Source organism: Lewinellaceae bacterium, assembly GCA_020636135.1.
Classification (GTDB): Bacteria; Bacteroidota; Bacteroidia; order Chitinophagales; family Saprospiraceae; genus JAGQXC01.
Window position 1 is genome coordinate 3,581,646 of record JACJYK010000001.1, and the last position, 24,318, is coordinate 3,605,963.

General features: G+C 48.5%; 18 protein-coding genes. 14 read left to right on the plus strand and 4 right to left on the minus strand.

Features of this window, described 5'->3' with window-relative positions:
* Window positions 1–66: 66 nt before the first annotated feature.
* Window positions 67–702, plus strand: a complete 636-nt coding sequence (locus tag H6570_13785; protein MCB9320348.1) for a PIG-L family deacetylase — start codon at window positions 67–69, stop codon at window positions 700–702.
* Here H6570_13785 and H6570_13790 read toward each other — a convergent pair.
* Both H6570_13790 and H6570_13795 read right to left on the minus strand, forming a co-directional pair.
* On the minus strand, window positions 692–1,774 hold the full coding sequence (locus H6570_13790) for a hypothetical protein (protein ID MCB9320349.1): 1,083 nt from the start codon (window positions 1,772–1,774) through the stop codon (window positions 692–694). The genes H6570_13785 and H6570_13790 overlap by 11 nt on opposite strands.
* Window positions 1,771–3,087, minus strand: a complete 1,317-nt coding sequence (locus H6570_13795) for a glycosyltransferase (protein ID MCB9320350.1) — start codon at window positions 3,085–3,087, stop codon at window positions 1,771–1,773. The genes H6570_13790 and H6570_13795 overlap by 4 nt, the downstream gene beginning before the upstream one ends.
* A gap of 262 nt (window positions 3,088–3,349) precedes the next feature.
* Here H6570_13795 and H6570_13800 point away from each other — a divergent pair, with 262 nt between their 5' ends.
* From H6570_13800 to H6570_13810, 3 genes are all read left to right on the plus strand, one after another.
* Entirely contained in the window at window positions 3,350–4,123 is a 774-nt protein-coding gene (locus H6570_13800) for an FkbM family methyltransferase (protein MCB9320351.1), read from the plus strand.
* A gap of 120 nt (window positions 4,124–4,243) precedes the next feature.
* Complete coding sequence (locus H6570_13805; protein MCB9320352.1) at window positions 4,244–5,473, plus strand: glycosyltransferase family 4 protein; 1,230 nt, start codon at window positions 4,244–4,246, stop codon at window positions 5,471–5,473.
* Between the two features lie 56 nt (window positions 5,474–5,529).
* Window positions 5,530–6,057, plus strand: coding sequence for a methyltransferase (locus H6570_13810; protein MCB9320353.1), 528 nt, complete (start codon window positions 5,530–5,532; stop codon window positions 6,055–6,057).
* Window positions 6,058–6,104: 47 nt separating this feature from the next.
* Here H6570_13810 and H6570_13815 read toward each other — a convergent pair whose 3' ends face one another.
* A complete protein-coding gene (locus H6570_13815) occupies window positions 6,105–8,540 on the minus strand; it encodes a YfhO family protein (protein MCB9320354.1) in 2,436 nt (811 codons plus the stop codon).
* A gap of 452 nt (window positions 8,541–8,992) precedes the next feature.
* Here H6570_13815 and H6570_13820 point away from each other — a divergent pair, with 452 nt between their 5' ends.
* The 10 genes from H6570_13820 (at window position 8,993) to H6570_13865 (ending at window position 19,028) form a co-directional block, all read left to right on the plus strand.
* Window positions 8,993–10,402 (plus strand): anthranilate synthase component I family protein, encoded by a 1,410-nt coding sequence (locus H6570_13820; protein MCB9320355.1) that lies wholly within the window; start codon window positions 8,993–8,995, stop codon window positions 10,400–10,402.
* Window positions 10,399–11,004, plus strand: coding sequence for an aminodeoxychorismate/anthranilate synthase component II (locus tag H6570_13825; protein MCB9320356.1), 606 nt, complete (start codon window positions 10,399–10,401; stop codon window positions 11,002–11,004). The genes H6570_13820 and H6570_13825 overlap by 4 nt, the downstream gene beginning before the upstream one ends.
* Window positions 11,005–11,014: 10 nt before the next feature.
* On the plus strand, window positions 11,015–12,013 hold the full coding sequence (trpD, locus tag H6570_13830; protein MCB9320357.1) for an anthranilate phosphoribosyltransferase: 999 nt from the start codon (window positions 11,015–11,017) through the stop codon (window positions 12,011–12,013).
* Window positions 12,010–12,810, plus strand: a complete 801-nt coding sequence (gene trpC / locus H6570_13835) for an indole-3-glycerol phosphate synthase TrpC (protein ID MCB9320358.1) — start codon at window positions 12,010–12,012, stop codon at window positions 12,808–12,810. Before trpD ends, trpC begins: the two co-directional genes overlap by 4 nt.
* An 8-nt stretch (window positions 12,811–12,818) precedes the next feature.
* Window positions 12,819–13,433, plus strand: coding sequence for a phosphoribosylanthranilate isomerase (locus tag H6570_13840; GenBank protein ID MCB9320359.1), 615 nt, complete (start codon window positions 12,819–12,821; stop codon window positions 13,431–13,433).
* Window positions 13,417–14,604, plus strand: coding sequence for a tryptophan synthase subunit beta (gene trpB / locus H6570_13845; GenBank protein MCB9320360.1), 1,188 nt, complete (start codon window positions 13,417–13,419; stop codon window positions 14,602–14,604). The genes H6570_13840 and trpB overlap by 17 nt, the downstream gene beginning before the upstream one ends.
* Window positions 14,597–15,388 carry a tryptophan synthase subunit alpha gene (locus H6570_13850; protein MCB9320361.1) on the plus strand — a complete coding sequence of 264 codons (792 nt, stop codon included), beginning with the start codon at window positions 14,597–14,599 and terminating at the stop codon, window positions 15,386–15,388. The genes trpB and H6570_13850 overlap by 8 nt, the downstream gene beginning before the upstream one ends.
* A complete protein-coding gene (aroF, locus tag H6570_13855) occupies window positions 15,385–16,395 on the plus strand; it encodes a 3-deoxy-7-phosphoheptulonate synthase (GenBank protein ID MCB9320362.1) in 1,011 nt (336 codons plus the stop codon). The genes H6570_13850 and aroF overlap by 4 nt, the downstream gene beginning before the upstream one ends.
* A gap of 511 nt (window positions 16,396–16,906) precedes the next feature.
* Complete coding sequence (locus tag H6570_13860) at window positions 16,907–17,380, plus strand: DoxX family membrane protein (GenBank protein ID MCB9320363.1); 474 nt, start codon at window positions 16,907–16,909, stop codon at window positions 17,378–17,380.
* Between the two features lie 31 nt (window positions 17,381–17,411).
* On the plus strand, window positions 17,412–19,028 hold the full coding sequence (locus tag H6570_13865) for a Gfo/Idh/MocA family oxidoreductase (GenBank protein MCB9320364.1): 1,617 nt from the start codon (window positions 17,412–17,414) through the stop codon (window positions 19,026–19,028).
* Window positions 19,029–19,112: 84 nt separating this feature from the next.
* Here the strand turns inward: H6570_13865 and H6570_13870 are convergent, their stop codons facing one another.
* The gene (locus tag H6570_13870; protein ID MCB9320365.1) at window positions 19,113–24,095 is read right to left on the minus strand and encodes a gliding motility-associated C-terminal domain-containing protein; all 4,983 of its coding nucleotides are present in this window, start codon (window positions 24,093–24,095) and stop codon (window positions 19,113–19,115) included.
* Between the last annotated feature and the right edge of the window lie 223 nt (window positions 24,096–24,318).

The window sequence follows — 24,318 nt, forward strand, 5'->3', positions numbered from 1 at the left end:
CCTCTTCATTCCTTAATTGGTTGGTTTATAAGCATTTGGTTGTTTAAGCATTTGAAATGTCCATACATGAATGATTATCAGCGAATCCTCGTATTAGGGCCACATACTGACGATGGTGAATTGGGATGTGGCGGCACTATTGCACGTTTTGTAGAAGAGGGACGGGAGGTATACTACGCTACCTTTTCCGCCTGCGAAGAAAGTGTTCCGGAGGGTTTTCATCAGGAAGTACTTCTGGATGAGTGGAAAGAGGCATCAAGAGTATTGGGAATTCCCGGGGAGAATTTGCATTCCTTCCGCTTTCAGGTGCGGTATTTCCCACGTGACCGCCAACTGATCCTGGAGGACATGGTTCAACTGAATAAACTACTAAATCCGGATGTGGTCATTTTACCCAGGGCACAGGATGTACACCAGGACCATGGAGTAATTCATAAAGAAGGTATCCGGGCATTTAAGAACTCCACACTTTTAGGGTATGAATTACCCTGGAACAGTCTGTTATTCCATTCCAACTTCCACGTAAAATTAATGCGCAAACATATTGAGACTAAAATCAAAGCCATCTCTTGTTACGAATCCCAGGAATTCAGGTCATATATCGATGAAGAATTTATCCTGGGCTTAGCACGTACACGTGGTATCCAAATCAACGAAGAATTTGCAGAAGCATTTACGTTGATCCGCGGTATTATGCGATAGTTGAAAGTATCTTTTTTTGTTCCGGTGTCAACTCGCCGGCCACTAAATCCTGAACAGCATAATCGCAATTAAAAGGGATAATGGATTTGTATTTCCGCGCCAGATCAAGCACCATAAAACTGGTCCGGTTTGAATCAATAACGACAATAAGCTCCCCAATAAAAATGGCATTCTGCAACCATTCCAACTGAGCCATTTCTGCAGGTTTACCGGGAAGATTATGAAATGCATAGACAGAATCATCGCGTATTATGGTTCCTCCTGCCGTATTGACCACAAATTTATGGTCACCGATGATCCTTCCCCCGTGAGGCGATTTGAGTCCGCTGAATAAATTCAGCATGCCATTATCCGATATGCGGATTACTTCCCCTTTGTGGAAGAGCGTGGCTATATAATTTCCCTGGTTACCGGGATCATAATAGACTGAATTGACGAAAGCCGATCGCTGGGAAGTAGGCAGATGATCCGTGGCTGGGTTAGCAATAAAATTAATTTGTTTCCCTTCCACTTCCCATCTGCTTCGCTGCATTTCATTACGGGTAATGTACACCGGATTCCCCGCCTGATCATGACCCTGATCAAAACCATGCTCCCAGGCAAACCACTCCTTGATACACTGATTTTGCGGGTACCGGTATTCGAAAAAACAGTCAAACCCGGATGAAGATACCAGGATGCGGTCCTCCTCAAATGGTGAGAACTCTACCGTATGCACATAACTGAACCATTCGTTATTCAATTGAAAATGCGTTCCGTCAGCATGAACGATGATGATCTGATTCTCCGATGCAAAAGCCAGTCGACCGTTCCGGTACGCAATCCCTCGTGGCTCCCTCACGCGTACCAGCACTTCATCCTGGTCAATACAACCAGCATTCAACCGCATGGAAACCAATCCGCCCTGGGAGGGCTCACGCCGCTCTACACTCCCCACGCGTGCATTTTTTTTACTTTCGAGATAACGTTTGCGGATAGCCTGTAATTCAAAACTTTTTACGGTGATGATTATGTCCAGTGAGCCATAAAAATCATCGTTGGTTTCGAATGTTGTCAAATCGATAAAATTCATTTCGAAGCATTTGTCAACTGATCCAGCAGATCTGCCAGCACTTTGGTCTGGCTGCGCCGGTTGTATTTTTCAGGCCGGGTTCCCATTTTTACCGGCTGCCGGTCGTTATCTAACCAACGATTGAATTGAGTCAGCAGGGTCTGCTTCATACCCTGCAGGTCATTATAGTCCAGCATTGGATCATGGCCAAATTCATTTAAGAGTACCGCAGCTTCACCATCAACTGGTCCGAGGCTGAAAATTTGATTCTGCACAGCCATGTATTCATACAGCTTACCCGTAATGATTTTTTTGTTGTCTTCCACCTCCGGAATGATGAACAGTTGACTGTTAAGTCCCGCCATATAGGCAATCGCTTCGTTATGGCCTACATAACCCACCATACGAGCATACTTGAACAGCCCAAATTCTCCCAATGTCCGGGTGAGGCCCTCCCCGGCTTTCCCCACGAATACCAGGGCGAACGATTTGGCAAAATCTTCATTTTCACGGATTAATGCTGCAATGGCCTTCCACAGGTTTTGGTTATTCTGGCTTGGTTTGAAGCTACCCACATAGCCGAGATGGAAGGTATTTTCTGGCAACACTTTTGGTATGACGTGATTAAAATCCGCAGAATGGTAGCCGTTATAAATAAGGGTGATGTTCTTTGCCCGGTCCGCGAATTCATCGATAAGACCGGTGCTTACCACGGTGACTCCGTCTGCAGTGGTTAAAACCTGATTTTCATAGCGCTGATCCTTTCGTATACTTCTTTCGGACCTTAACAAATACCGGTTATAAAAAATATTTACCCAGGGGTCTCTGAGATCAGCGATCCAGGGCAGATTGAATTTCTTCTTAAGGCTTAACCCGATCAGATGCGTACTCTGTGGCGGGCCTGTCGTAATGACGGCATCCACTGTTCCCTGATGGAAGATCTTTGCTGCTTCCGCCAATGCAAAACGGTTCCAGCCAATCCGCGGATCGGGAATGAAAAAATTGGCCCGGATGTAATTGGACAACCGCTGAAATAAGCTGGCACTATCAATAACATCGGACATGCCTACCGGAGACTCCTTGGTAGCTTTACCGGTTTTCAGCAAGTTGTATAAAGCAAATACCTCCAGCGTGGCGGTAGGGTGGATCTCCAGGGCCGGATTGATCTGTTTCACCAAAGATTCATCCCGGACCGGGTAGGTTCCGTTCTTAGGAGTGATGACAATGGGCTGCCATCCAAATTCGGGAAGGTAGTTGCAAAAATTCAGTATTCGCTGAACACCGGGTCCTCCCGAAGGAGGCCAATAATAGGTCAATACCAATACTTTCTTCATGCCGAGAAACTAAACGCCAAAAGTAGCAAACTTTGACCTATCCTCTAGGCTTGTTCTGGCCATTTTGGTGGCACCAATTCGTGAAAATCAAATCAATTGGGCCAAAAAGCGGGATCTGGGTATGTCAATTCTCCATATCAAATAATAATATATCTATCTTATGCAGATTCACCCTGGATGATTGTGGTTACTATGAATAGATCTTTAAACGTATCATGGAGTTTTTAATATATTTGACTAAATAATTCAAATCTCTAATTAAATGAATGACAACACATTTATCAGGATCTATAACCGTGTAGACGGTTTTCTGAAATTTCCTAATTTAAAAAAAAGTGAAATAGGTATTCAGGTTGGGTTTGATTTAAGCTCTGAAAATTTAACTACTGATGTCATTAAAATGTACACTCGCACAGGCCAAGAAGGCTTAATCATTGCTATTGATCCAGACCCTTTAAATCATGAAAAGCTTAAAGGTCTGATCACATCTAGGAACCTTTCCATAAAAACAGTTCAGAAAGGCACTTATTCCCACCAGACAATTGAAAAATTAATTTTAGGCACCCGTTCTTCCTACAATAAACTTGAAAGCATCAAAGGAGACCCCAGCCCCAGCTATACCGATCAATACCTGGAAGTCGATCTTGACACGCTGGATAACATCATAGCGGAATTAAACATTGATTATTCAAAAATCCGGCATATCAATATTTCCAACAACGGCGCAGAATACCATACGCTGTTGGGCATGGAAGAAATCTTCAGGAAATGCCACAATTTAAACTTAACCGTTATTTCAGGCCGCCCCTTTCAACTTGGCCAAATAAATGATCGACGTGATTATGATGTAGTGATAGACCATTTAACTAACCTAGGATTTACCTGCAAATACATAAATATGAAGAACTCCATCTGGTGGGGCTTTGTCAATAAACTTTTGATTAAAAGAACTTGGATTTACAATAAACCAGTGTTTGGCATTATTATGGCATACCGTGGGGACCGCAAACTAAAATTCTACCAAAGTTTCTCTTAAGGTTTAAGGCTTAATGTAAAAAGCCACAATACATCCTCAAATAACCGAACATATTAGTCAGGGAAACATAAAAATATATTTTAAAATTCAATGTCTTGGCATGTGACCTAAAAAGCGCTAATGATTTATAGTCAAAATAATACAACCAATGGGCGGATTGCATTTATTCTGGACAATGTGTTCCCGCCTGATGCCCGCGTACAAAATGAGGCCATCGCACTCATCCGTGCCCAATATGAGGTTCACCTGTTTTGTCTGGATTATACCGGTATTCAGAAGGATCGTGAAGAATACCTGGGCATAAAGATACACCGGTACCGCGTGCCGTCATTCTATCATAACATTTCGGGCTGGGCTTACTCATTTCCACTTTATCACAGGCTCATGCAGCCCTTGCTTGCCCGATTTCTCAGCGATGTAAACCCTGACTTCATCCACATTCATGATATACAAATTGCCCAGGCTGTTTTTAATATCAATAAAAATAAACTCCCGGTGGTGCTTGATCTGCACGAGAACCGTCCGGAGATCATGAAGTATTACGATCATGTTCAAAAAATACCCGGAAAATGGTTCATAAACCCGGAAAGATGGAAAAAATCTGAGGCCCGGTTTATTCAATTTTCCGATAAAATAATAGTTGTCACCCCCGAAGCGAAAAAATACTATGTAAAAAATTTAAACTTTAATCCAGAAAAAATAACAGTTCTGCCAAATACCGTTTCTGAAAACTTCTATAAAAATGCTCCCTCCTACGATTCAATAGCCCACAAATTCAAAAACAATTTTGTGATCCTCTACGTGGGTCGAACCGGACTAAGGCGAGGATTGGCTGAGGTAATCAATTCCCTGCCCCGGATAAGGAAAGAAATTCCCAATATAAAACTGGTAATTGTTGGCAACAGTAAATCAGATCCTTATTTAATGCAGCTGGCAAAAATCCTGAACCTGGCGGATAACATCAGTTTTGAAGGATATCAAAATGCCGAGCTTTTGCCTTCCTACATCCGGGCCAGCCATATAGGTATCAGCCCGTTACATCGCAATATCCATCACGATACCACCTACGCCAATAAATTATTCCAGTACCTATCCCTGGCCAAACCGGTCATCGTAAGTGATTGTACCTCTCAAAAAAGAATTGTCGAGGAAAATAATTGCGGCCTGGTATTCAAGAGTCAGGATAGCAAGGACTTTGCCCGACAGGTACTGGCACTGTATCATGATCCTGTATTACGCGATACATTCGGCCGCAATGGAAAAAGATTTGTTCGTGAAGACTTCAACTGGAGTACGATATCACGGCCCCTGGTTGAATTGTATGATCAGTTAACCCTAACCATTTCGTAGCATGCACCTATTCTTTCGAATGCTATCATTATCATTATCTACAAAACTCTTTCATTATGAGTAGCTATGCAGAGAACCACCGATTAAGATTCGATAAAACGCTGGCCTTTATGCAAAAATGCCTGCCTCCGCCTGCACACATTCTGGATCTTGGCATTTCCAATCCATTCTCAACCAAAATGAGCTCAGCGGGTTATACCGTTCAAAACACCGGTGGCGAGGACCTGGATATTCACTCCGAGGTGGTGAGGAAGGCCGGTTATGATGCAGTGACCGCCTTTGAGATACTGGAACATATGGTCAATCCGTTTACGATACTTCGAGAAATCAACGCCTCAAAGCTTTTTGTCACCGTACCATTACGATTATGGTTTGCAAAGGCGTATTGGAATGAAAAGGATCCTTTTGACCGCCATTTCCATGAATTTGAACCAAGGCAATTGTTTATGCTACTGGATAAGGCAGGTTGGAATGTCCTGGAAACCGAACAATGGTACCCTTCATTTAAACTGAGCCTGAGTATTCGGTCATTGTTACGCGCGGTTACTCCTCGTCACCTGGCCGTCTACTGCGAGCGCAAGTAAGCCGGACCCAAAATAATCCTGAAAGGAATGCTAGCCTGCAACCAGGCTTATGACTTTGGTTTTCCCAGGCTCAGGAATCCCATCGCATGCAAGATCCACCCCAAAGCAAGCAACAGCAGTAACCCGGAAGAAACGACGGAGATTATTTTACCGATGCGAACCGAATCAGGATCAAAACGCATTTCAATCGTATGCTTTCCGGCCGGAACCCGCATGGCACGGAGCGCATAATTTGCGCGGATCAGCCTGGCTGGTTGATCATCGACGTACACCTTCCAGCCTTTGTCCGGGCCGTACCAGATCTCCGAGAATACAGCCAACTGTTCTGATGGCGCATCGGACTCATAAACCAGTTTATTCGGCGCGAAGGATTTCATTTCGATAGAGCCCCCCTTGATGGGCGTAAAACCTTCCAGATCGCCGGCAAAATCCTTATGGACAATAGCACGGGTCGCCGGGTCCAGCCCATTCAAACCATTGAACTCCTGATCAGCTGACTCTACGATCATATAATCATCTACAAACCAGGCACTACCCAGAGCACGGGTGTTGGGCTGAACGGTTGGCTTTCCCTGGTCGTCGTTGACGATGTAATACTTCGTATTGAGCATATTCAATACGGGCTGATGATTCTTTGAAATGTATCGATCAATCAGGTCCATATAACGCTGCAACTTGGCTGGATGGTAGCCGCCGATGGATTTATGGAAATAGGATACGAAAGAAGAATTAAACGGATCATTGGTAATGTCAAATACCCTGAAATCAGGATCCTTGTCTTTCATGATCAGTTGATCCACCGGACGCGGGGTGTAATAATCATCCATTTGCTTTTTATTCTCAAAGGAGGAAGCATTCAGGAACTGCCGTCCCTCACCCCAGAGGTCAACCAGCATCAGAAAGCCAAGGCCAAATATGACATAAGTAAGATTCCATTTTTGCTTGATGGAATACCATAAAGCCCCCCAGGCCACGCCGGCAAACAAAATCGACCTTCCGATGGATTTCCAGAACAGGCTGGTGCGCTCATCAATGACTGCATTTAATATTCCGGCCTGATCGAATTGGCTGTCCAGGCTCCCTTTGAAATCGAAAAATGCGATTCCGGAAATTAGTACAATCAATAGCAGCGCTCCCATCGTCATGCCAGCCTTCTTGAGGATGAGTAATTTTTCATCTACTTTTTTCTTGGCAAATAATAGCGTATTGAGCCCCAGCGCACCTCCGATAGCAGCGAGAAAGATGGCCACGGTAACGGCGGAGCTCGGTGCCCTGAATTTGTTGTACAGAGGCAGAATATTGTAAAACATCTCGTTGATAAATCCGCCATTCTTACCCAGGGAGATAAATAGTATCAAAGCCATCGAGGAAATCAACCCCCACCGTAACGGTCCTCGCAATCCCCATACACCTATGAAAAAGAGTAACCACAGAATGGCTCCAAAATAGGCAGGTCCACCGGTTGAGTCGAGGCCACCCCAATACAGGTTCACTGTAGGAGCATTGTACCCTCTGCGACGCAATTCACTGGCCAGGGTTCCGGAACTATTGTATTCCACATTCCCCCCACCGACAACATTTGGGACCATGGTAGAGAACAGGTCCCCCACATTATTGCTCCAACGCATGGCATAGGTATAATCCAGGCCCGCTGTCTCACTACTGCTGTTGGCGTCGGTTCCCAGGGTGCCTTTGGATAAAATGGGATTTCCACGCATGGTATCTTTCTGGTACTCATAGGTCGGTAAAAGCCGCGACGCCCCGGCCAGAACGGCAAGAGTAGCCGCAATCGCTGCATAGAGTGCCACCTTCCCCAGATGATTCCACTCACTTGCCCTGATCCATTTGACCAGGTAAGCGATCAGGAAAGGTACTAATGCCAGCGCCAGATAATAAGTCATCTGGATGTGGTTGGCTGCCAATTCCAACCCTGCCCCAATGGCCAAAACCAGGCCTCCCCACAAATACTTTTTCTTCTCCAGTAAGAGATAGATACCGGCCAGGATCAGCCCAAAGTAACTGACGGCATTCAACTTGGTGTTGTGCCCAGCCTCCACGAGGAGTAAAAAATAGATGGAAAATCCGAAGGTCGGCGCCAGGATCAATGCCACCCTCCGGTCTATGCCGAATGCAAGTAAAGAGAGGTAAAGGATTACCATTAAACCCAGAAAGATGCCTATCGGATACCGAATCCATGCCTTGACCAGTTTGTCAACACCATTTAACAGGTTCATAGACTTTGGAAACCAGATCATGTAGGTAGGCATACCACCAAACATGGCATCCGTCCAGTAAGAGACCTCTCCGGTTTCTTCGTAATATTGTTTTACTTCCTGGGACATACCCTGATTGGATATGACATCGCTCTGGCGGAGTACTTTACCTTGCAGCTGAGGGTAGAAGTAAAATACGGTAAGAGCCAGAAACACTGCAAAAGCGCCCAAATGAGGCAGCAAATTCTTAAAATCAAAGCTTTTTGACATGTGGTATTGAATTAAGACCGGGCAAATATAATGTATAGGCGTTGAAGTGTGGAAAGGAATGCTTGGATTCAGGGGATTGGTGTCGGGGCCACTTCTTGCCTCCTTACCCAGCCGAATGAACTTTCAATGGCTGAAATCAGGGGACGCCGTCAAAAATGACATTAAGGTTGGACACATGGACCACATCTGTATACTAAGGAGTGACCATTGAATTCTCCCTTCTCCAAAAATCCTCTTCAAAACTTGCACAATCTTTGCTAATGTATATATATTTGGTCCCGTCAAGAAAATGAACATGACCGTACAAAATACCTATTGGTGGTGGCACAGATCTTACTCCTTCCGGGTGTGAGCTGAGCCGTCCATAGGTATCAAGAAGATATACAACGCGGTTTGTCGGATGCACCCGGCAAGCCGCGTTTTCGTTTTAATACCTTGTGAATGAACGAAATATGAAGAACATTAAAATCAACACCCGCGTTACCAAAGGGCTTGCCGACTTCATCACCCCGGTGACTTCGTACCTGAAACTACGCGACCACTACACCCATCCGGTACTGCTGGAGAGTAATGACTTCTCCAACAAGGAAGAATCGTTCTCCTTCATCGGGCTGGAGACCATCGCCAGTTTCCAGGTGAAGAATAACCAGATCCGGATGACCTGGCCGGATAAATCCGTGGAGCGGCTTGCCGTAAACGGCATCGCCGATGTACCGGCCGCTCTCAATGATTTTATCCACAGCTTCGAAATAGCCTACGATGCCCCCTACCCGCTCGTCAATGGGTTTTTCGGGCACACAAACTTCGAAGGTGTGCGGTACTTCGACACCCTGGAATTCGATGATGAGAAACGGAAACAGGACATACCTGAGATGCATTACGAACTCCATCGCTTCATCCTGGCCTTCAACCACTACAAGGATGAATATTACCTGATCGAAAACCTGGTGGAAGGCTGGTCCAGCCAACTCGAAGACTTGCGCAGGATCCTTTTCTCCCGGAACTTCACCACCTATCCCTTTCATCTGGCCGGTGGTGAAACCAGCAATCTGACGGACCAGGAGTTTATGGATCTGGTAACCAAAGGCAAACACCACTGCCAGATCGGTGACGTCTTCCAAATCGTACTGAGCCGACAGTTCCAGCAGGGATTTACCGGCGATGAATTCAATGTTTATCGCATCCTGCGATCCATCAATCCCTCCCCATACCTCTTCTACTTTGATCTGGGGTCCTACAAGATCTTCGGCTCATCTCCAGAAGCACAGATGGTTATCAAGAATGGGGTGGCCCGGGTGAATCCCATTGCCGGCACTTACCGCCGGACCGGTGATGCCGAGGAAGACCTGCGTAAAGCAGAAGCCCTTACCAAGGACCCGAAAGAAAATGCAGAGCACATCATGCTGGTGGACCTGGCCCGTAACGACCTGGGCAAACACACCCAAAATGTGCAGGTCAAGGACCTGAAGTCCATCCATTTTTATTCGCACGTCATGCACCTGGTCAGTACCGTTGAAGGCGAGTTGTATCCGGAAAGCAATCCGGTACAGATCTTTGCCGATACCTTCCCGGCAGGTACCCTCTCCGGAGCACCTAAATACAAGGCCATCGAGCTGATCCATGGCTACGAAAATGTCCAGCGCAGTTATTACGGCGGTGCCATCGGCTACATCCAGCTGAACGGAGATATGAATCAGGCGATCCTGATACGCTCCTTTCTGAGCAAGGATCACAAACTGACCTATCAGGCCGGTGCGGGCGTGGTGGTTTCCAGTGTGGAAGCCAGTGAACTTCAGGAAGTGAATAATAAATTAGGAGCACTGAAACGCGCTCTGGAACTCGCAGAAAAAATCGAATCATGAGAATACTGGTCCTCGACAACTACGACTCTTTTACCTATAATCTGGTGCAATATTTAAGGACGATAAGCTCCAACCCGGTAGAAGTACGACGCAACGATGCCATCTCCATCGAAGAGGTTGCTGCCTACGACCTCATTGTGCTCAGTCCGGGTCCGGGTGTCCCCTCAGAGGCCGGCAATATGCCTGCCATCATCCAGGCCTATAAAACCGAAAAACCTATTCTGGGGATTTGTCTGGGGCATCAGGCCATCGGTGAAGCTTTCGGCGGCATTCTGGAAAATCTTTCCGATGTCTATCACGGCGTCTCAACACCGATGTATCAGGTGGAAGGAACCGATGACCCAATCTTTAACGGCGTCGACGCCACCTTCGAAGCGGGACGGTATCATTCGTGGGTGATCCGCAAAGACACCCTGCCGGAAGAGTTAATTTGCCTAGCCCGGGATGCCAACGGTGAAATCATGGCTATCCGGCATAAAAAATATCCGATCTGGGGCTTGCAATTCCATCCGGAGTCCGTCCTTACTCCAGTCGGTAAAACCCTGCTAACCAATTTTCTGGCCACCTGTGACGCCATGGTCACAGAAAAAGCCAACGCTTAAAACTCAGATCATGAAAGAAGCACTGGATCATCTTTTCTCCTTTCAATCATTTAGTCGAAGTGAAGCGAAGGAGCTGTTAACCGCCATGTCGCAGGGCCAATTTAATGACGCACAAATGACGGCCTTCATCACCACCTTCCGTATGCGCGATATTCAGGTTGAAGAACTGAAAGGATTTGTCGATGCTCTCCTGGAATTGCGTATTCCCATCGATTTCTCCGCCTACGACACCATCGATGTATGCGGTACCGGCGGTGATAAAAAGAATACCTTTAATATCTCCACACTGACTGCCTTCGTGCTGGCCGGTGCCGGCTATAAAGTGGCCAAACACGGTAATTACGGTGTGAGCAGTGCCTGCGGTTCCTCCAATGTACTGGAACACCTTGGTTATCAGTTCACCAGCGATCTGGGTAAGCTAGAGAAGCAAATCGATGAATCACATATCTGCTTTTTCCATGCTCCGCTTTTCCATCCGGCGATGAAAGCAGTGGGGCCTATCCGGCGCCAATTAGGCATGGTAACTTTTTTTAATATGTTAGGCCCGCTGGTTAATCCGGCGCAACCGCATTATCAGCTGACCGGCGTATTTAACCGGAACTTGGCGCGGTTGTATCATTACCAGTTTCAGAAAACCGACAAACAATATATGATCGTCCACAGCCTGGACGGATACGACGAGGTGTCCCTCACGGGTCCATTCATTGCTAAATCGCCCTGGTACGAACGGGAGATCTATCCCGAAGACCTCGGATTACCGGTATTGCTCCCTGAAACACTGTACGGAGGCGAAACGGTAGAGGAAGCAGCCAAGATCTTTACCAGCGTATTGCAAAACCAGGGAACCGAAGCCCAAAAAGATGCTGTCCTGGCCAACTCGGCACTGGGAATCCAATGTTTTCATCCAGAGTGGTCCCTCACCGATTGTGTCAGCGCTGCCCGCGAGTCCCTGGATAGCGGACGTGCTTATCAATCCTTTACCAAACTGATCCAACTGAGTCAATCATGAGTGATATTTTAGAAAAAATCGTTGCCCAAAAGCGGAAAGAAGTCGAACAAAATAAAGCGCTGTACCCGGTAGCTTTGCTGGAGAAGACGATATATTTTGAAACGCCCACCGTATCGCTGTCCAAATACCTGTTACGCCCTGATAAATCCGGCATCATTGCCGAGTTCAAGCGCAAATCCCCCTCTAAAGGATTTATCAATCCCTATGCCCAGGTGGAGGAGGTGTCCATCGGATACATGCAGTCCGGTGCTTCCGCCCTGTCGGTATTGACGGACCGCGAGTTCTTTGGGGGGAGCAATGCAGATCTGACCACAGCACGTAATTTCAATTTCTGTCCCATATTGCGTAAAGATTTCACAATTGACCCTTACCAGATCATAGAAGCCAAGTCAATCGGTGCCGATGCCATCCTGCTGATCGCCGAAGTTCTGACCGCCGAAGAGGTCAAATCCCTGGCCGGGACTGCCAAAAGCCTCGGGTTAGAAGTATTACTTGAGCTTCATGGCGAAGAACAGCTGGATGCAATCTGCGACGAAATCAATGTAGTCGGAATCAACAACCGCAACCTGAAGACATTTATCACCAGCATCGAAAGCTCGGAACGGTTATATCCCCTTCTGCCAGCTGAGAAAGTTAAAATATCGGAGAGCGGAATCTCCAATCCCGAAACAGTCATCCGCCTGCGGGAAGTGGGTTATCAGGGATTCCTGATCGGAGAGCAGTTCATGAAGCATCCCGAGCCAGCGAAAGCATGTGCCCGCTTCATTCAGCAAATTCTCAAACCAGAACCCGCATGAGCAAACCGTTGTCGATCAAAGTGTGCGGAATGCGGGATGCCGATAACGTCAAGGCATTGACCGGACTGGATGTTCGTTATATCGGGTTTATCTTTTATCCCAAATCACAACGCTATACGGAGATTCCGCCTTCACGCGAAATGACCGGTTCCCTCAAACGGGTCGGCGTTTTCGTCGATGCAGAAATTCGTGATATCATCCGGAAAATTGCCACCCACGACCTGGATGTACTGCAAATCCATGGTCAGGAAAATCCAAAATATTGTTTTGAACTGAAACAGCGGGCGCATGCCAGCGTCTGGAAGGCTTTCCGTATTGACGATGCATTTGATTTCAGTCAGTTGGAGGCCTATGAAGATGTCGTGGATGCATTCCTGTTTGATGCAAAAGGAGCACAGCCGGGAGGGAATGGTATCCGATTTGACTGGAGCCTGCTGGATCAATACCTGGGCACTACTCCCTTTCTGCTCAGTGGCGGGATCGAGCCCGCTTCCGTTGAATCCATTCGCCACCTGGACCATCCCCGGTTGATCGGCATCGATCTGAATAGCCGGTTCGAGTTGGAACCAGGATTAAAAGACATCAATAAACTGCAAATCTTTATCGATGAGTTATACCGTTGACACCCAGGGCTACTATGGTCCTTTCGGGGGAGCATACATCCCGGAGATGTTGTACCACAACATCGAGACCCTGCGCCGGAATTACCTGGATATCATCCAGGAGACGGAATTCCAGCATCAATTCAGGAGCTTACTCAAGGATTATGTAGGGCGGCCTTCTCCCCTATACCTCGCAGAGCGCCTGTCGGCAGAATATGGTTGCCAGATCTACCTGAAGCGTGAAGATCTCAACCATACCGGAGCCCACAAGATCAACAACACTGTGGGTCAGATCTTATTAGCCCAGCGCCTTGGTAAAACAAGGATCATTGCTGAAACCGGCGCCGGACAACATGGTGTTGCCACGGCCACGGTCTGTGCGCTGATGGGCATTGAATGCATCGTATATATGGGAGAGGTGGATATCAAACGACAGGCTCCGAATGTGGCACGGATGAAAATGCTGGGCGCTGAAGTACGCCCGGCCACCAGTGGGAGCAAAACCCTGAAAGATGCTACCAACGAGGCGATCCGCGACTGGATCAACAACCCGGAAGACACCCATTATATCATCGGCTCAGTGGTGGGTCCCCATCCTTACCCTGACATGGTCGCCCGCTTTCAGTCGGTCATCTCCGAAGAAGTGCAGTGGCAGCTAAAAGAAAAGACCGGCCGGGATCATCCGGATATCATCATGGCTTGTGTTGGCGGTGGTTCCAATGCAGCCGGCATCTACTATCACTACCTGGACCGTCCTGAAGTGCGGCTGGTGGCTGTCGAAGCGGCTGGGCTGGGCATCCATTCGGGTGAATCTGCTGCTACCAGCGTGCTGGGTTCGGCAGGAATTATCCATGGTAGCAAGACGCTCCTGATGCAAACAGAAGATGGCCAGATCATTGAGCCTTATTCCATCTCAGCAGGGCTGGATTATCCCGGGATAGGCCCCCTGCATGCGCATCTTATCAAGAGCGGCAGGGCGGAAGCCATCAGCATCACCGACGAAGAGGCCTTAAAAGCAGCATACCACCTTACCCGGATCGAAGGCATCATACCGGCACTGGAATCTGCACACGCTTTTGCGGCACTGGATCAGCTGGCCTACCGTGAAGGAGACGTCATTGTGATCAACCTTTCCGGACGCGGAGACAAAGATTTGGAAACCTACATCAAACACTTACCCGATCATGAATAGACTGGATCGATTATTTCAGGAGAAGAAACAAGATATCCTGAACATCTATTTTACGGCCGGATATCCCGGGCTGGACGATACGGCCATGATCATCCGGCATTTGGCGGATGCGGGTGTAGACCTGGTGGAGATCGGCATACCCTATTCCGATCCCTTAGCCGATGGCCCAACCATACAGGCCAGCAGTGAAAAAGCCCTGGCCAATGGCATGACCCTCGATCTTTTATTCCAACAGGTGAAAGAGGCACGTCAACATACCGATATTCCATTCATCCTGATGGGATATTTTAATCCGGTACTGCAATTTGGCGAAGACCGGTTTTTCCGCGCCTGTTCCCATGCTGGCGTAGACGGATTGATCATTCCTGACATGCCACTCCATGAATACGAGCAGGTGTACCGGGAGAAGCTGAAGCACTACGGCCTGAAGATCAGCTTTCTCATCACGCCACAGACACCGGAGGACCGCATTCGTAAGATTGATGAACTTTCCAACGGGTTCATATACATGGTATCCAGTAGTTCCATTACCGGAGCCAAGGCGGCCATTCAGGTAAGTCAGCTGGAATATTTTCGCCGGGTACAGGCTATGCACCTGAAACATCCCCGGTTGATCGGTTTTGGTATCTCCAATTACGAGACCTTTAATACGGCCTGCCATTACGCAGCCGGAGCAATTGTCGGTAGTGCCTTCATCAAACACCTGGGTAAATCAGAAAATGCACCCCTGGATAAGCGGATCCTTCAATTTGTCCAACACATCAAAACTCCTGTAGAAGCATGATCATCCACCTTGAACCAGACATTCAACCCGGACAGCTGGCGGAAGTCCGGCAAAAGTTAAAATCCCATGGTTTCACGAGCACCGAGGTAAAAACTCAATCGCATCATTACCTGGTTGGCGTTGGCAAAAAACCGATAGATATCCGCCTGATCGGCACTTTGCCCGGCATCCGGGACATTCACCGTGTCAGTGACGGCTATAAACTGGTCTCTAAAAAATGGCGGGTTCAGGATACAGAAATAGACCTCGGTGATGGCATCACGATCGGTATGGGGCACTTTCAAATTATGGCAGGTCCTTGCTCCATCGAATCGGAGGAACAGGTGGAATCCGTCGTAAAACATCTCGTCGCCAATGATGTGAAGATCATGCGCGGCGGTGTCTACAAACCCCGCAGTTCGCCCTATTCATTTCGCGGTTTGGGCCAGGAAGGCCTGCAGATGTTTCATCGCGTCTGCCGGGAACACGGTATACGCATTATCACCGAGGTGATGATGGTGGAGCAGATTGCCGAGATGCACGACTTCATTGATATTTACCAGGTTGGTGCACGCAATGCCCAGAATTTCAACCTGCTGGACGCACTCGGCGAGGTAGATAAGCCGGTACTGCTGAAACGAGGCATGTCAGGGACCATTGAAGAACTGCTGCAAGGGGCTGAATACATCTTCTCCCACGGCAATGAGAAGATCATGCTGTGCGAACGCGGCATCCGCACCTATGAGAATGCATACCGCAACACCATGGATATCAATGCCATCGCGATGCTTAAGAAGATGACCCATCTGCCGGTCATCGCGGACCCCAGTCACGGCATCGGGATCCGCGCATTTGTGGAACCTATTGCGTTGGCCAGTGTGATGGCAGGTGCAGACGGGGTCATCATGGAAGTACACGAGATGCCGGAGAAGGCTGCTAGTGACGGGCAGCAGACGCTGAACTTTGTCGAAGCTACCGAGGCTTACCGCAGGATCAGGGCTACCAGGAAATTGTGGGAAGAATTTTAGGAACAGCCCGGGAAGGGCGGTCCTCCGGACCGCCAGCTATTGGTTTCGCATAAGACCTAGTGCTGACGAGTAACAATTGCCCGGATTAATAAAAATCTGGATTGGGACCGTCCGGCTTAATCCAGGACTGCCAACATAAGTCGTTCACGAGGTGTAGATATACATCCAATCACCGGCAACGGCAGATCAGCTACGTATGGAAAACACCGTGCTGCACTTTCACAATAAGACACCCATCCCTCAGCTTATGTTCATGGGCTGAATTTGACGGTCCATTCCACAGCTGGCGGTCCGCCGGACCGCCCCTCCTCACTACGGATGACCCCAATGACCCTGCAGACCAAGCAGCCTCCTCATCCCGTATGACCTGCATCATTTATATTCCTTATATTTATTAGCTACTTGCCTCGCCAAGTTAACTGGACTCCCTTCGGTTGGCTAAGAAGGTGAATTATATTATTCTGTCGGATGCAGAGAGAATAATTATTAATCCAAATCTAAATCATTCAACATGGCTTACTCCAAAACTCAACTGACTGCACTGGTAGCGCTGCGCATGTTGATCGGTTGGCATTTCCTCTACGAAGGAATGCTCAAACTGTTGACGCCGGAATGGACTTCCATCGGCTATTTGCGCGGTGCCCAAACATTTAAAAGCCTCTTCGGCTGGCTCTCTTCTGAAAGTATGATCAGCATTGTGGACTGGCTGACCATAGCTGTACTTATTGCCGTAGGGATATCGCTGCTACTGGGAATTTTCACCCGCGGCGGCGTAATCCTGGGTATGTTGATCATGGCCCTCTTTTATCTGGCACAGCCTGCCTGGCCGGGCATGGAAGCCGTGGGCCAGGCTGAAGGTAACTACCTGATCGTAACCAAGAACCTGATTGAACTTGCCGCATTGTGGGTAGTATTCCTTTTCCCCACCAGTGCCTATATCGGCCTGGACATGTATCTGACCAAGCGCAATCCAGCTATGGCCTAACCCCTTTCCTAATCATCTAAAGCATTTGAAAATGAATGACGATCAAAACAATCAAGATAATGGCCGCCGGAATGCATTAAAGGGGCTTTTGGGAATTCCATTTGCTGCCGGAGCCGTATGGGGTGCCATCAAGCACACCCAAAAACAACAACTGGAGAAAAAGAACATCCTGAACGTTCTGAACATCGATGCAAAGCGGCCGGATAATACGGCAAACCTCGCCGGCGATCCGGTCAGGATAGGCATCATCGGATTTGGCATCCGCGGGCCGCAGTTATTACAAGCACTGGGTAAGGCTACCACCAGCTGGATTGACAATATGAAGAAGAACAATCCGGAGCGTCTGCAGGCATTCCTGGACCAGGAAGACCTCAATGTCAAAATCACCGGTGTATGTGATCTCTTTGATGTACGCGCCGATGAAGCCGTCGAATCATTCAAGGATGACGGCTGCAAACGCTACCGCCATCACGAAGAGATGCTGGCTAGTCCGGACATTGACGCCGTGATCATCGCTACTCCCGACCACTGGCATGCACCGATAGCCATCAAAGCATTACAGGCCGGCAAACACGTCTATGTTGAAAAGCCCATGACCCACAACATCGCAGAAACCTACGCTCTTCGCGATACTGTTCGCAACAACAAGAATCTGGTCCTGCAGGTGGGCCACCAGCACCGCCAGACACAAAGCTTTATCACGGCCCAGGATATCATCGATAAACGGATCCTTGGACACGTCTCTCTAGTTACGACCAACACCAACCGCAACAGTGACAATGGTGCTTGGCAATACGATATTCACGAGAAAGCCAATCCCCAGACAGTCGATTGGCAGCAGTTCTTAGGTTCTGCACCTCAGATCCCATACAATGCCGAACATTTCTTCCGCTGGAGGAAATGGTGGGCCTATGGCTCCGGCCTGTCGGGAGACCTGATGAGTCACGATTTTGACCGGATCAACTGCGTATTAAAGATGGGAATGCCCAAATCCGTAGTTGCATCTGGTGGTATCTATACCCATCACGATGGCCGGGAAGTACCGGATAATTTCCAGGTATCCATGGAATATCCTGACTTTTCGACCGGCTCCAGCCGGGAAGCCGGACTGGAAAAAGGTATGACCTTTGTCTACAGCGCTACCCTGGGTAATCAGTTCAGCCGTCAGACCCTCCTCATGGGCCATGATGGCACCATGGACTTAGGGAACACTCTGACAGTATGGGCAGACCCCAACAGTACCCGGTTCAAAGACCAGATCAAGAATGGCATCATTGACCCGAATGTGCCGATGTATGCCTACAATCCGGCAGCTGATGAACTCGATGCCGTCACATCTGCGACATCCAAGTATTTTGCGGATAAGGGACTATTGTGGACCTATGTGAACGGCCGTAGGGTTGACTCCACCAACCTGCACCTGAAGGAATGGTTGAATGCGATCCGCAATGGCACACCCGTTAGCTGTGGTATTGACCAGGGCTTTGAAGAAGCCATGTCTTCGCACATGGGAGGCATTTCATGGAAAGCCGGTCGCCGGGTTCAATGGGACCATGCCACCGAATCCATCGTTGCCCTTCCGGGCGAAGATCTGGATGAAGTGCTTTTGAGAACAAATGTGGGCGCGTATGACAAAGTTATTGGTTAGACCATTTTAATACCTGAGGATTTAGGTTTGAGGCGGGTAGAGATCGAAAGATTTTTATCCGCTTTTATTTAGAACTGACCTCACCTACCGCACCAGCAAAACATCACCTCCCTGCTGATAATTGCCAGGGCCATTGTCATCACGGTATTGGATGGAGATACGTGCAATGTAAACGTCAGTTGGAAGGCTCTGGCCATTTTTAGTGCCATCCCAGCCTGCACTGGGGTCGGACGTTTCAAACAACACATCCCCCCACCGGTTATAGATCTGCATCGTAAAGCTGATGATGTTGATATCGTCCGGGAGAAATACCTTATACTCATCGTTGCGTCCATCACCATTGGGTGAGAAGGTGTTGGGCATGAAGGCATCAAAGTAAACACAGTGACGCTCCTGAATCGTGACACTGTCACGGTAAAGGCATTGGCCATCATCCACCAGGACCACGTAGGTACCTGCATCACCGACTTCAAGCAAAGGCTGCGTTGATCCTGTACTCCAGAGATAGGTGGCTCCCGGGGTCGTCGCATTCAGGTCAATGGTCACATCGTCGCAGATGGTCGTATCCGGACCCAGGCCGGCAAAAGCGGATTGGACGGCAGAAAAGGTCGTGCTTTCACTTCGTGTACATCCTGCAATGGACACGGTTGCCGTGTAGGTGCCCGGCTGGGTAACAACGATGTTTTGAGTGGTGTCTCCGGTGTTCCATAAAACGGAAACAGCATCTGTCAGCGCAACGATCTGCAAATTTACTCCGGGACAGATCGGCTGATCGGGTGGTAATTCCAACTCCGGTCGGGGTTGCACCCGGACAAATATCGAGTCCGTGGAAGCACAGGAGCCGAAACTGACCTGTACACCGATGGTGGTTGAGGTTGTCGGACTAATGGGTAACATTGCCGATGTTTCTCCGGTGGACCAGAGATAGGTAGCTGACGGCACGGTAGCATCCAGGGTGACGGCCTCCCCTTCACAGAGCTGCGCTGTATCGGGCAAACTGATGACTGGGGGAGCAATAAAGGCTACAGAAAAGGTGTCTGCAGCTACACAGCCGTCCTTGGTTAGCCGGATCCAGTAGGTACCATCCCGGGTGATGGCCAATTGCGGTTGAGTCGACTGATCGGACCACAAATACGATGCGCCAGGCAGGGTCACATCCAGCTGCAGGGTGTCCCCTTCACATTGCTGGCTTTGCGCCCCGACCATCAGATCGGGCAGAGCGATGACCTGAACTCCAATGGTGTCCCGCGAAACACATCCGGTGAGGGTAGCCGCGAGAATATATTGACCGGAAGTATCGGTCGTTAACATGGGGTCGGTCGAACCATTTTCCCAGGAATAAGTCACTCCGTTTAGTGGAACCGTGCCATCGAGGGTGATGGTCTCTCCCTCACAGATGGTCTGGTCCGCTCCCAGGTCTACCTGGAATTGCTGGGCAGCCAACACCGCAATGGTATCGTACAAAATACAGTTGTTGTCGTATGTGGCCTGTACAAAATATTGTCCGGGGGTTGTCACTTCATAGTAATAATCCGTGCCCGAGTTGTTCCAGAGGTAAGCATTCGCTCCGATGAGATTATCTTCATTCAAAGTAAGGGAGGTGTTGTTACAGAGCACCACATCCTCTCCGAGCAACCCGTAGTCGACAAATCCGGGCTTATCATCAAACTGCCAGCCGGTGTTCGAGTTCCCGACATTATTACTGTTAGCCCCGGCAAAAAACTGGGCTCCACCCTGTGCTTTCTGATCCCGCATCTGGATGAATGCGCCATCTACGATACCAGAAGTCTTTACATTAATGGCCTGCTGTCCAGGTAACGTTGACTCGAGACGGATGCGAGCGCAGTTGTTGCCTCTTATCTGCCAATAGTCATTGATCTTGTGCTGAAGGTTACTCTCCAGAACATATCCGTGCCCGGGAGTGAACAAGAGGGAGTCGGTAGCTGAGGGTCCGTAGATGATTCCATCACCGGCAAAGGATAATTTGTGAAATGACCATTCTGGTTTAGGCTGATTGCTATAATTGTAAAAGGTGTTGGCGATGATCCCGGTCCCATTGGAATTTGTGAAAGACACATTGTAAAATGATAATCCTGTCAGATATCCGGATATGCCCGCATAAGGATTTGTAAGCTCAATCGTACTGGTGCCAGCCTGTAAATCAAATTGCTGGCTGTTAATATTAAACGAACCGTAAACAGTTGTATACTCTCCGTTCACCACCAGATAACAGGAGCCTCCCTGTAATACCGAAGTTTGATTCGCATTGGCTGAATAGCCGTAATAAGAATTTATCTCTCCGTGGGTACCCTGGCCTAAATTTAAAGTCCCGTTCTGATGTCCGATGTAACCGAAGTTAAAATCAGAGAGCATCGTCCATTTTCCGGTGCCCTCAATGATCAGGTTCCAGATAAAATGATTGCGCATATCCAGAACGTTATCCTGCAGGTCTCCTTTCAAATACAGTTCATTCATATAAAGGGTAAGATCCGTACGCAGCTCGAAGGAACCATAGGCATGCATATCGTCCATAGTCATGGTGGTGCTGGCAGGTGGCCCGGACCACAATAAATTTTTAAAATTCACCACATAATTCTGAGGTGCATAGCTCACCTGCTGATTGGGTCCGGTGAAGGATTGATCGTCAAAAAAAACATTGTCAAAAGGGGTCGGTATACATTCTCCTCCCGGCCCTCCGGAGGTAAGTGACCAATGCGCCGGGTCATGCCAGATACCGGTGCCTCCCACCCAATAAAGATCCCTTCCCTTGGTCAATTCCTGAATCGTCCATCCGGGGGTAGCCCCTACTCCTATTGAAAAATCTGCCACATGATCCAGTGGATTCCCCTGAAACTGGATGTTCTGGATGATGGCATACTGGATACGCTGATTATTGGGACTGGAGAACTGCACCGCCCTGCCTTCGACACTCGACTCGATCCGTACCATGGCATCACAACGACCATTGGCAAGCAGGGTGTCCATATAGATTACCTGGCCGGAATTTCCGAATTTGTAGATATAGCCCGCGGATAACTGCAATGTACCAAAGCGATGATTCTGAAAGACATTTCCATCCCCTCCGAAGTAGCAGGACCGGATGTCAATCTCGCTGTTACCCTGATTTCCGGGATACATATCCATGCTTGCGTACACGCCATCATTGACCCTGATCTTATAATAACTCAGCGTTTTCGTCTGTTCGAAATGATGGTAGATGTAAGAATAAAAATTCTTAAAAAAAAGCGTGGATGTCCCGGCGTCCAGGGTAAAATCATCCCCGTACAACCTCCATTCCAGGGCCTGAGCCTGATATATATTTGTCCTCAGGGTAACCAGACTTGAACCCAAATAAAGGGCCCGGGCCGGAGTATATTCAGCATCCAGTGCATTCAGATGCCAATCAAAATTATTTGTCCGCCAGGTACCCGCAACAAAGTGAAACTTCCTGAGTAGGGAGAAAGAATCCTGCATGGTGTATTCTCCCGGGGACGTTTTGAATACGTCTCTCAGAAATTGCTTTCCCGCACTGGTCACCGTTAGGCCGGAAGCTTTCCCTTCCAGATAAAGGTCCCCGGCAAATTCCCAGACCATGTTCTGGTGCAGGGTCATGCTCCCAAAAATATGCAGTCGATTGGATACCAATCCAGCCAGCCGCGGTGTCCGCGTTATATTACGCCAGATCATTTCACCGCAGACCGCACCTTCCAAATCCAGAGTGACCCGGTTATTATTTGTGGAAAATGAGTTCTCATCAAACACAACCACATCACCGGCTGATGGTATACACGAGCCCCCGGCCCCGCCACTGGTTCCCGACCAGTGCATCGGGTCCGACCAGTTACCGGTACCACCAACCCAATACAGTGTTGAGGATGCCAGGTTAGTGAATTGCCAGCCGCTGTTGCTACCGAGATCCGAGCTCATGTCGGCAGTGATGGAGCCACCGGTGACCTGGATACCCTGTACGTTGAGGTAAGACAGTGATTGATTGCTACCGATGCGCCACTGGGCTGGATTATTTGGCGTCGTACTCTGGATGGTGACCGGCTGGGCGCAGGTTGCCATGATATCCAGCATGCCGATGTCGGTCTTTGTCCCGGCTTCAAATCGATAGGCCTTGCCGGCATTCAATCGTAAGGTGCCGAAGCTGTTGCCGTCGAAGCCGATGGCCCCGTTGTTATTGTAACGCAGTACATTCAGATCGAAAGGCCCCAGGCTGGTTGAATAACCATCCCGGCGATAACTTAAATAGCCTGATCCGGAGGTTGACGAGAAAAAAACTTCGTTCAGAAACACCCTGGAAGAAGACGTTGCGATCAAATCGGTATGATCACCTGACAGTTCCAGAACAGATGTACCCGGCTGCGTTGTCAGAAAATCTCCCATGATCTGGGCCGCATAACGATAATAATAATTCTGAAGCAGCCGTCCATTCTGAGTTATCACGATATGCGATGCTCCAAGGGACCAGGTGGACTGCACCAGCGGCATCAATTCGAGGTACCCGGCTTCAATTCCGAAATCCGCCGTATTGAGACTTCCTCCGGTACAGGTTAAAGTACTATCAATAGCAAGTGTGGAAGCCAGCGTCCATGTGCTTAAGCTGCCTCCCTTGAAGTTCAAATTCTTGCGGACCCTGAAGCCCGCCATATTGATGGTCAATCCCCCTTCATTGCCAGTAAATGAGACGTCACCCAGGTGGTTAAACTGCATGTTTATTATCAGGTTAAGCGATCCGGATATGTTGATGGCTTGCAAGGCCGTACCAGAAATGCGCGGATTGCCTGTGGCGCCTGTCCAGTCCATATCCCGGCAATACACATTCGGGGCATCGATGGTTATCGTCTGGCTGGCACCGGTAAAACTGTTGGCATCAAAGAATACATTGTCCGCTCCGGATGGCACGACATTGTGCTGCGTATTGCCGCCGGATGTAGTCCTCCAGTGGGTGATGTCTGACCAGTTACCTGCACCTCCTACCCAGTAATAATCGGCAGCGGAAACCAGTGGCGATTGAATAAAATAAAAGATACCTAGTAATAGTAAAGTCAGGGCATTCCTCATTCGGTTCGGATTTATCTCATAAGCCTGGCCAAACAAATATATACCGAAACCGCCTGATCGTCAAATCATTAACAGGAAGGAAGCCACAGGTCAGTCACTTAAAAAGCTATTTAGGCCCGCAAAAAGGAATACCGGAATGCATACATTATTTGTACTTTGAAGAGAACTTCCTGGAGAAAGCCAATAGCTGTAAGGGTTAAAGTAAAAATTTGTTTCGACTGAA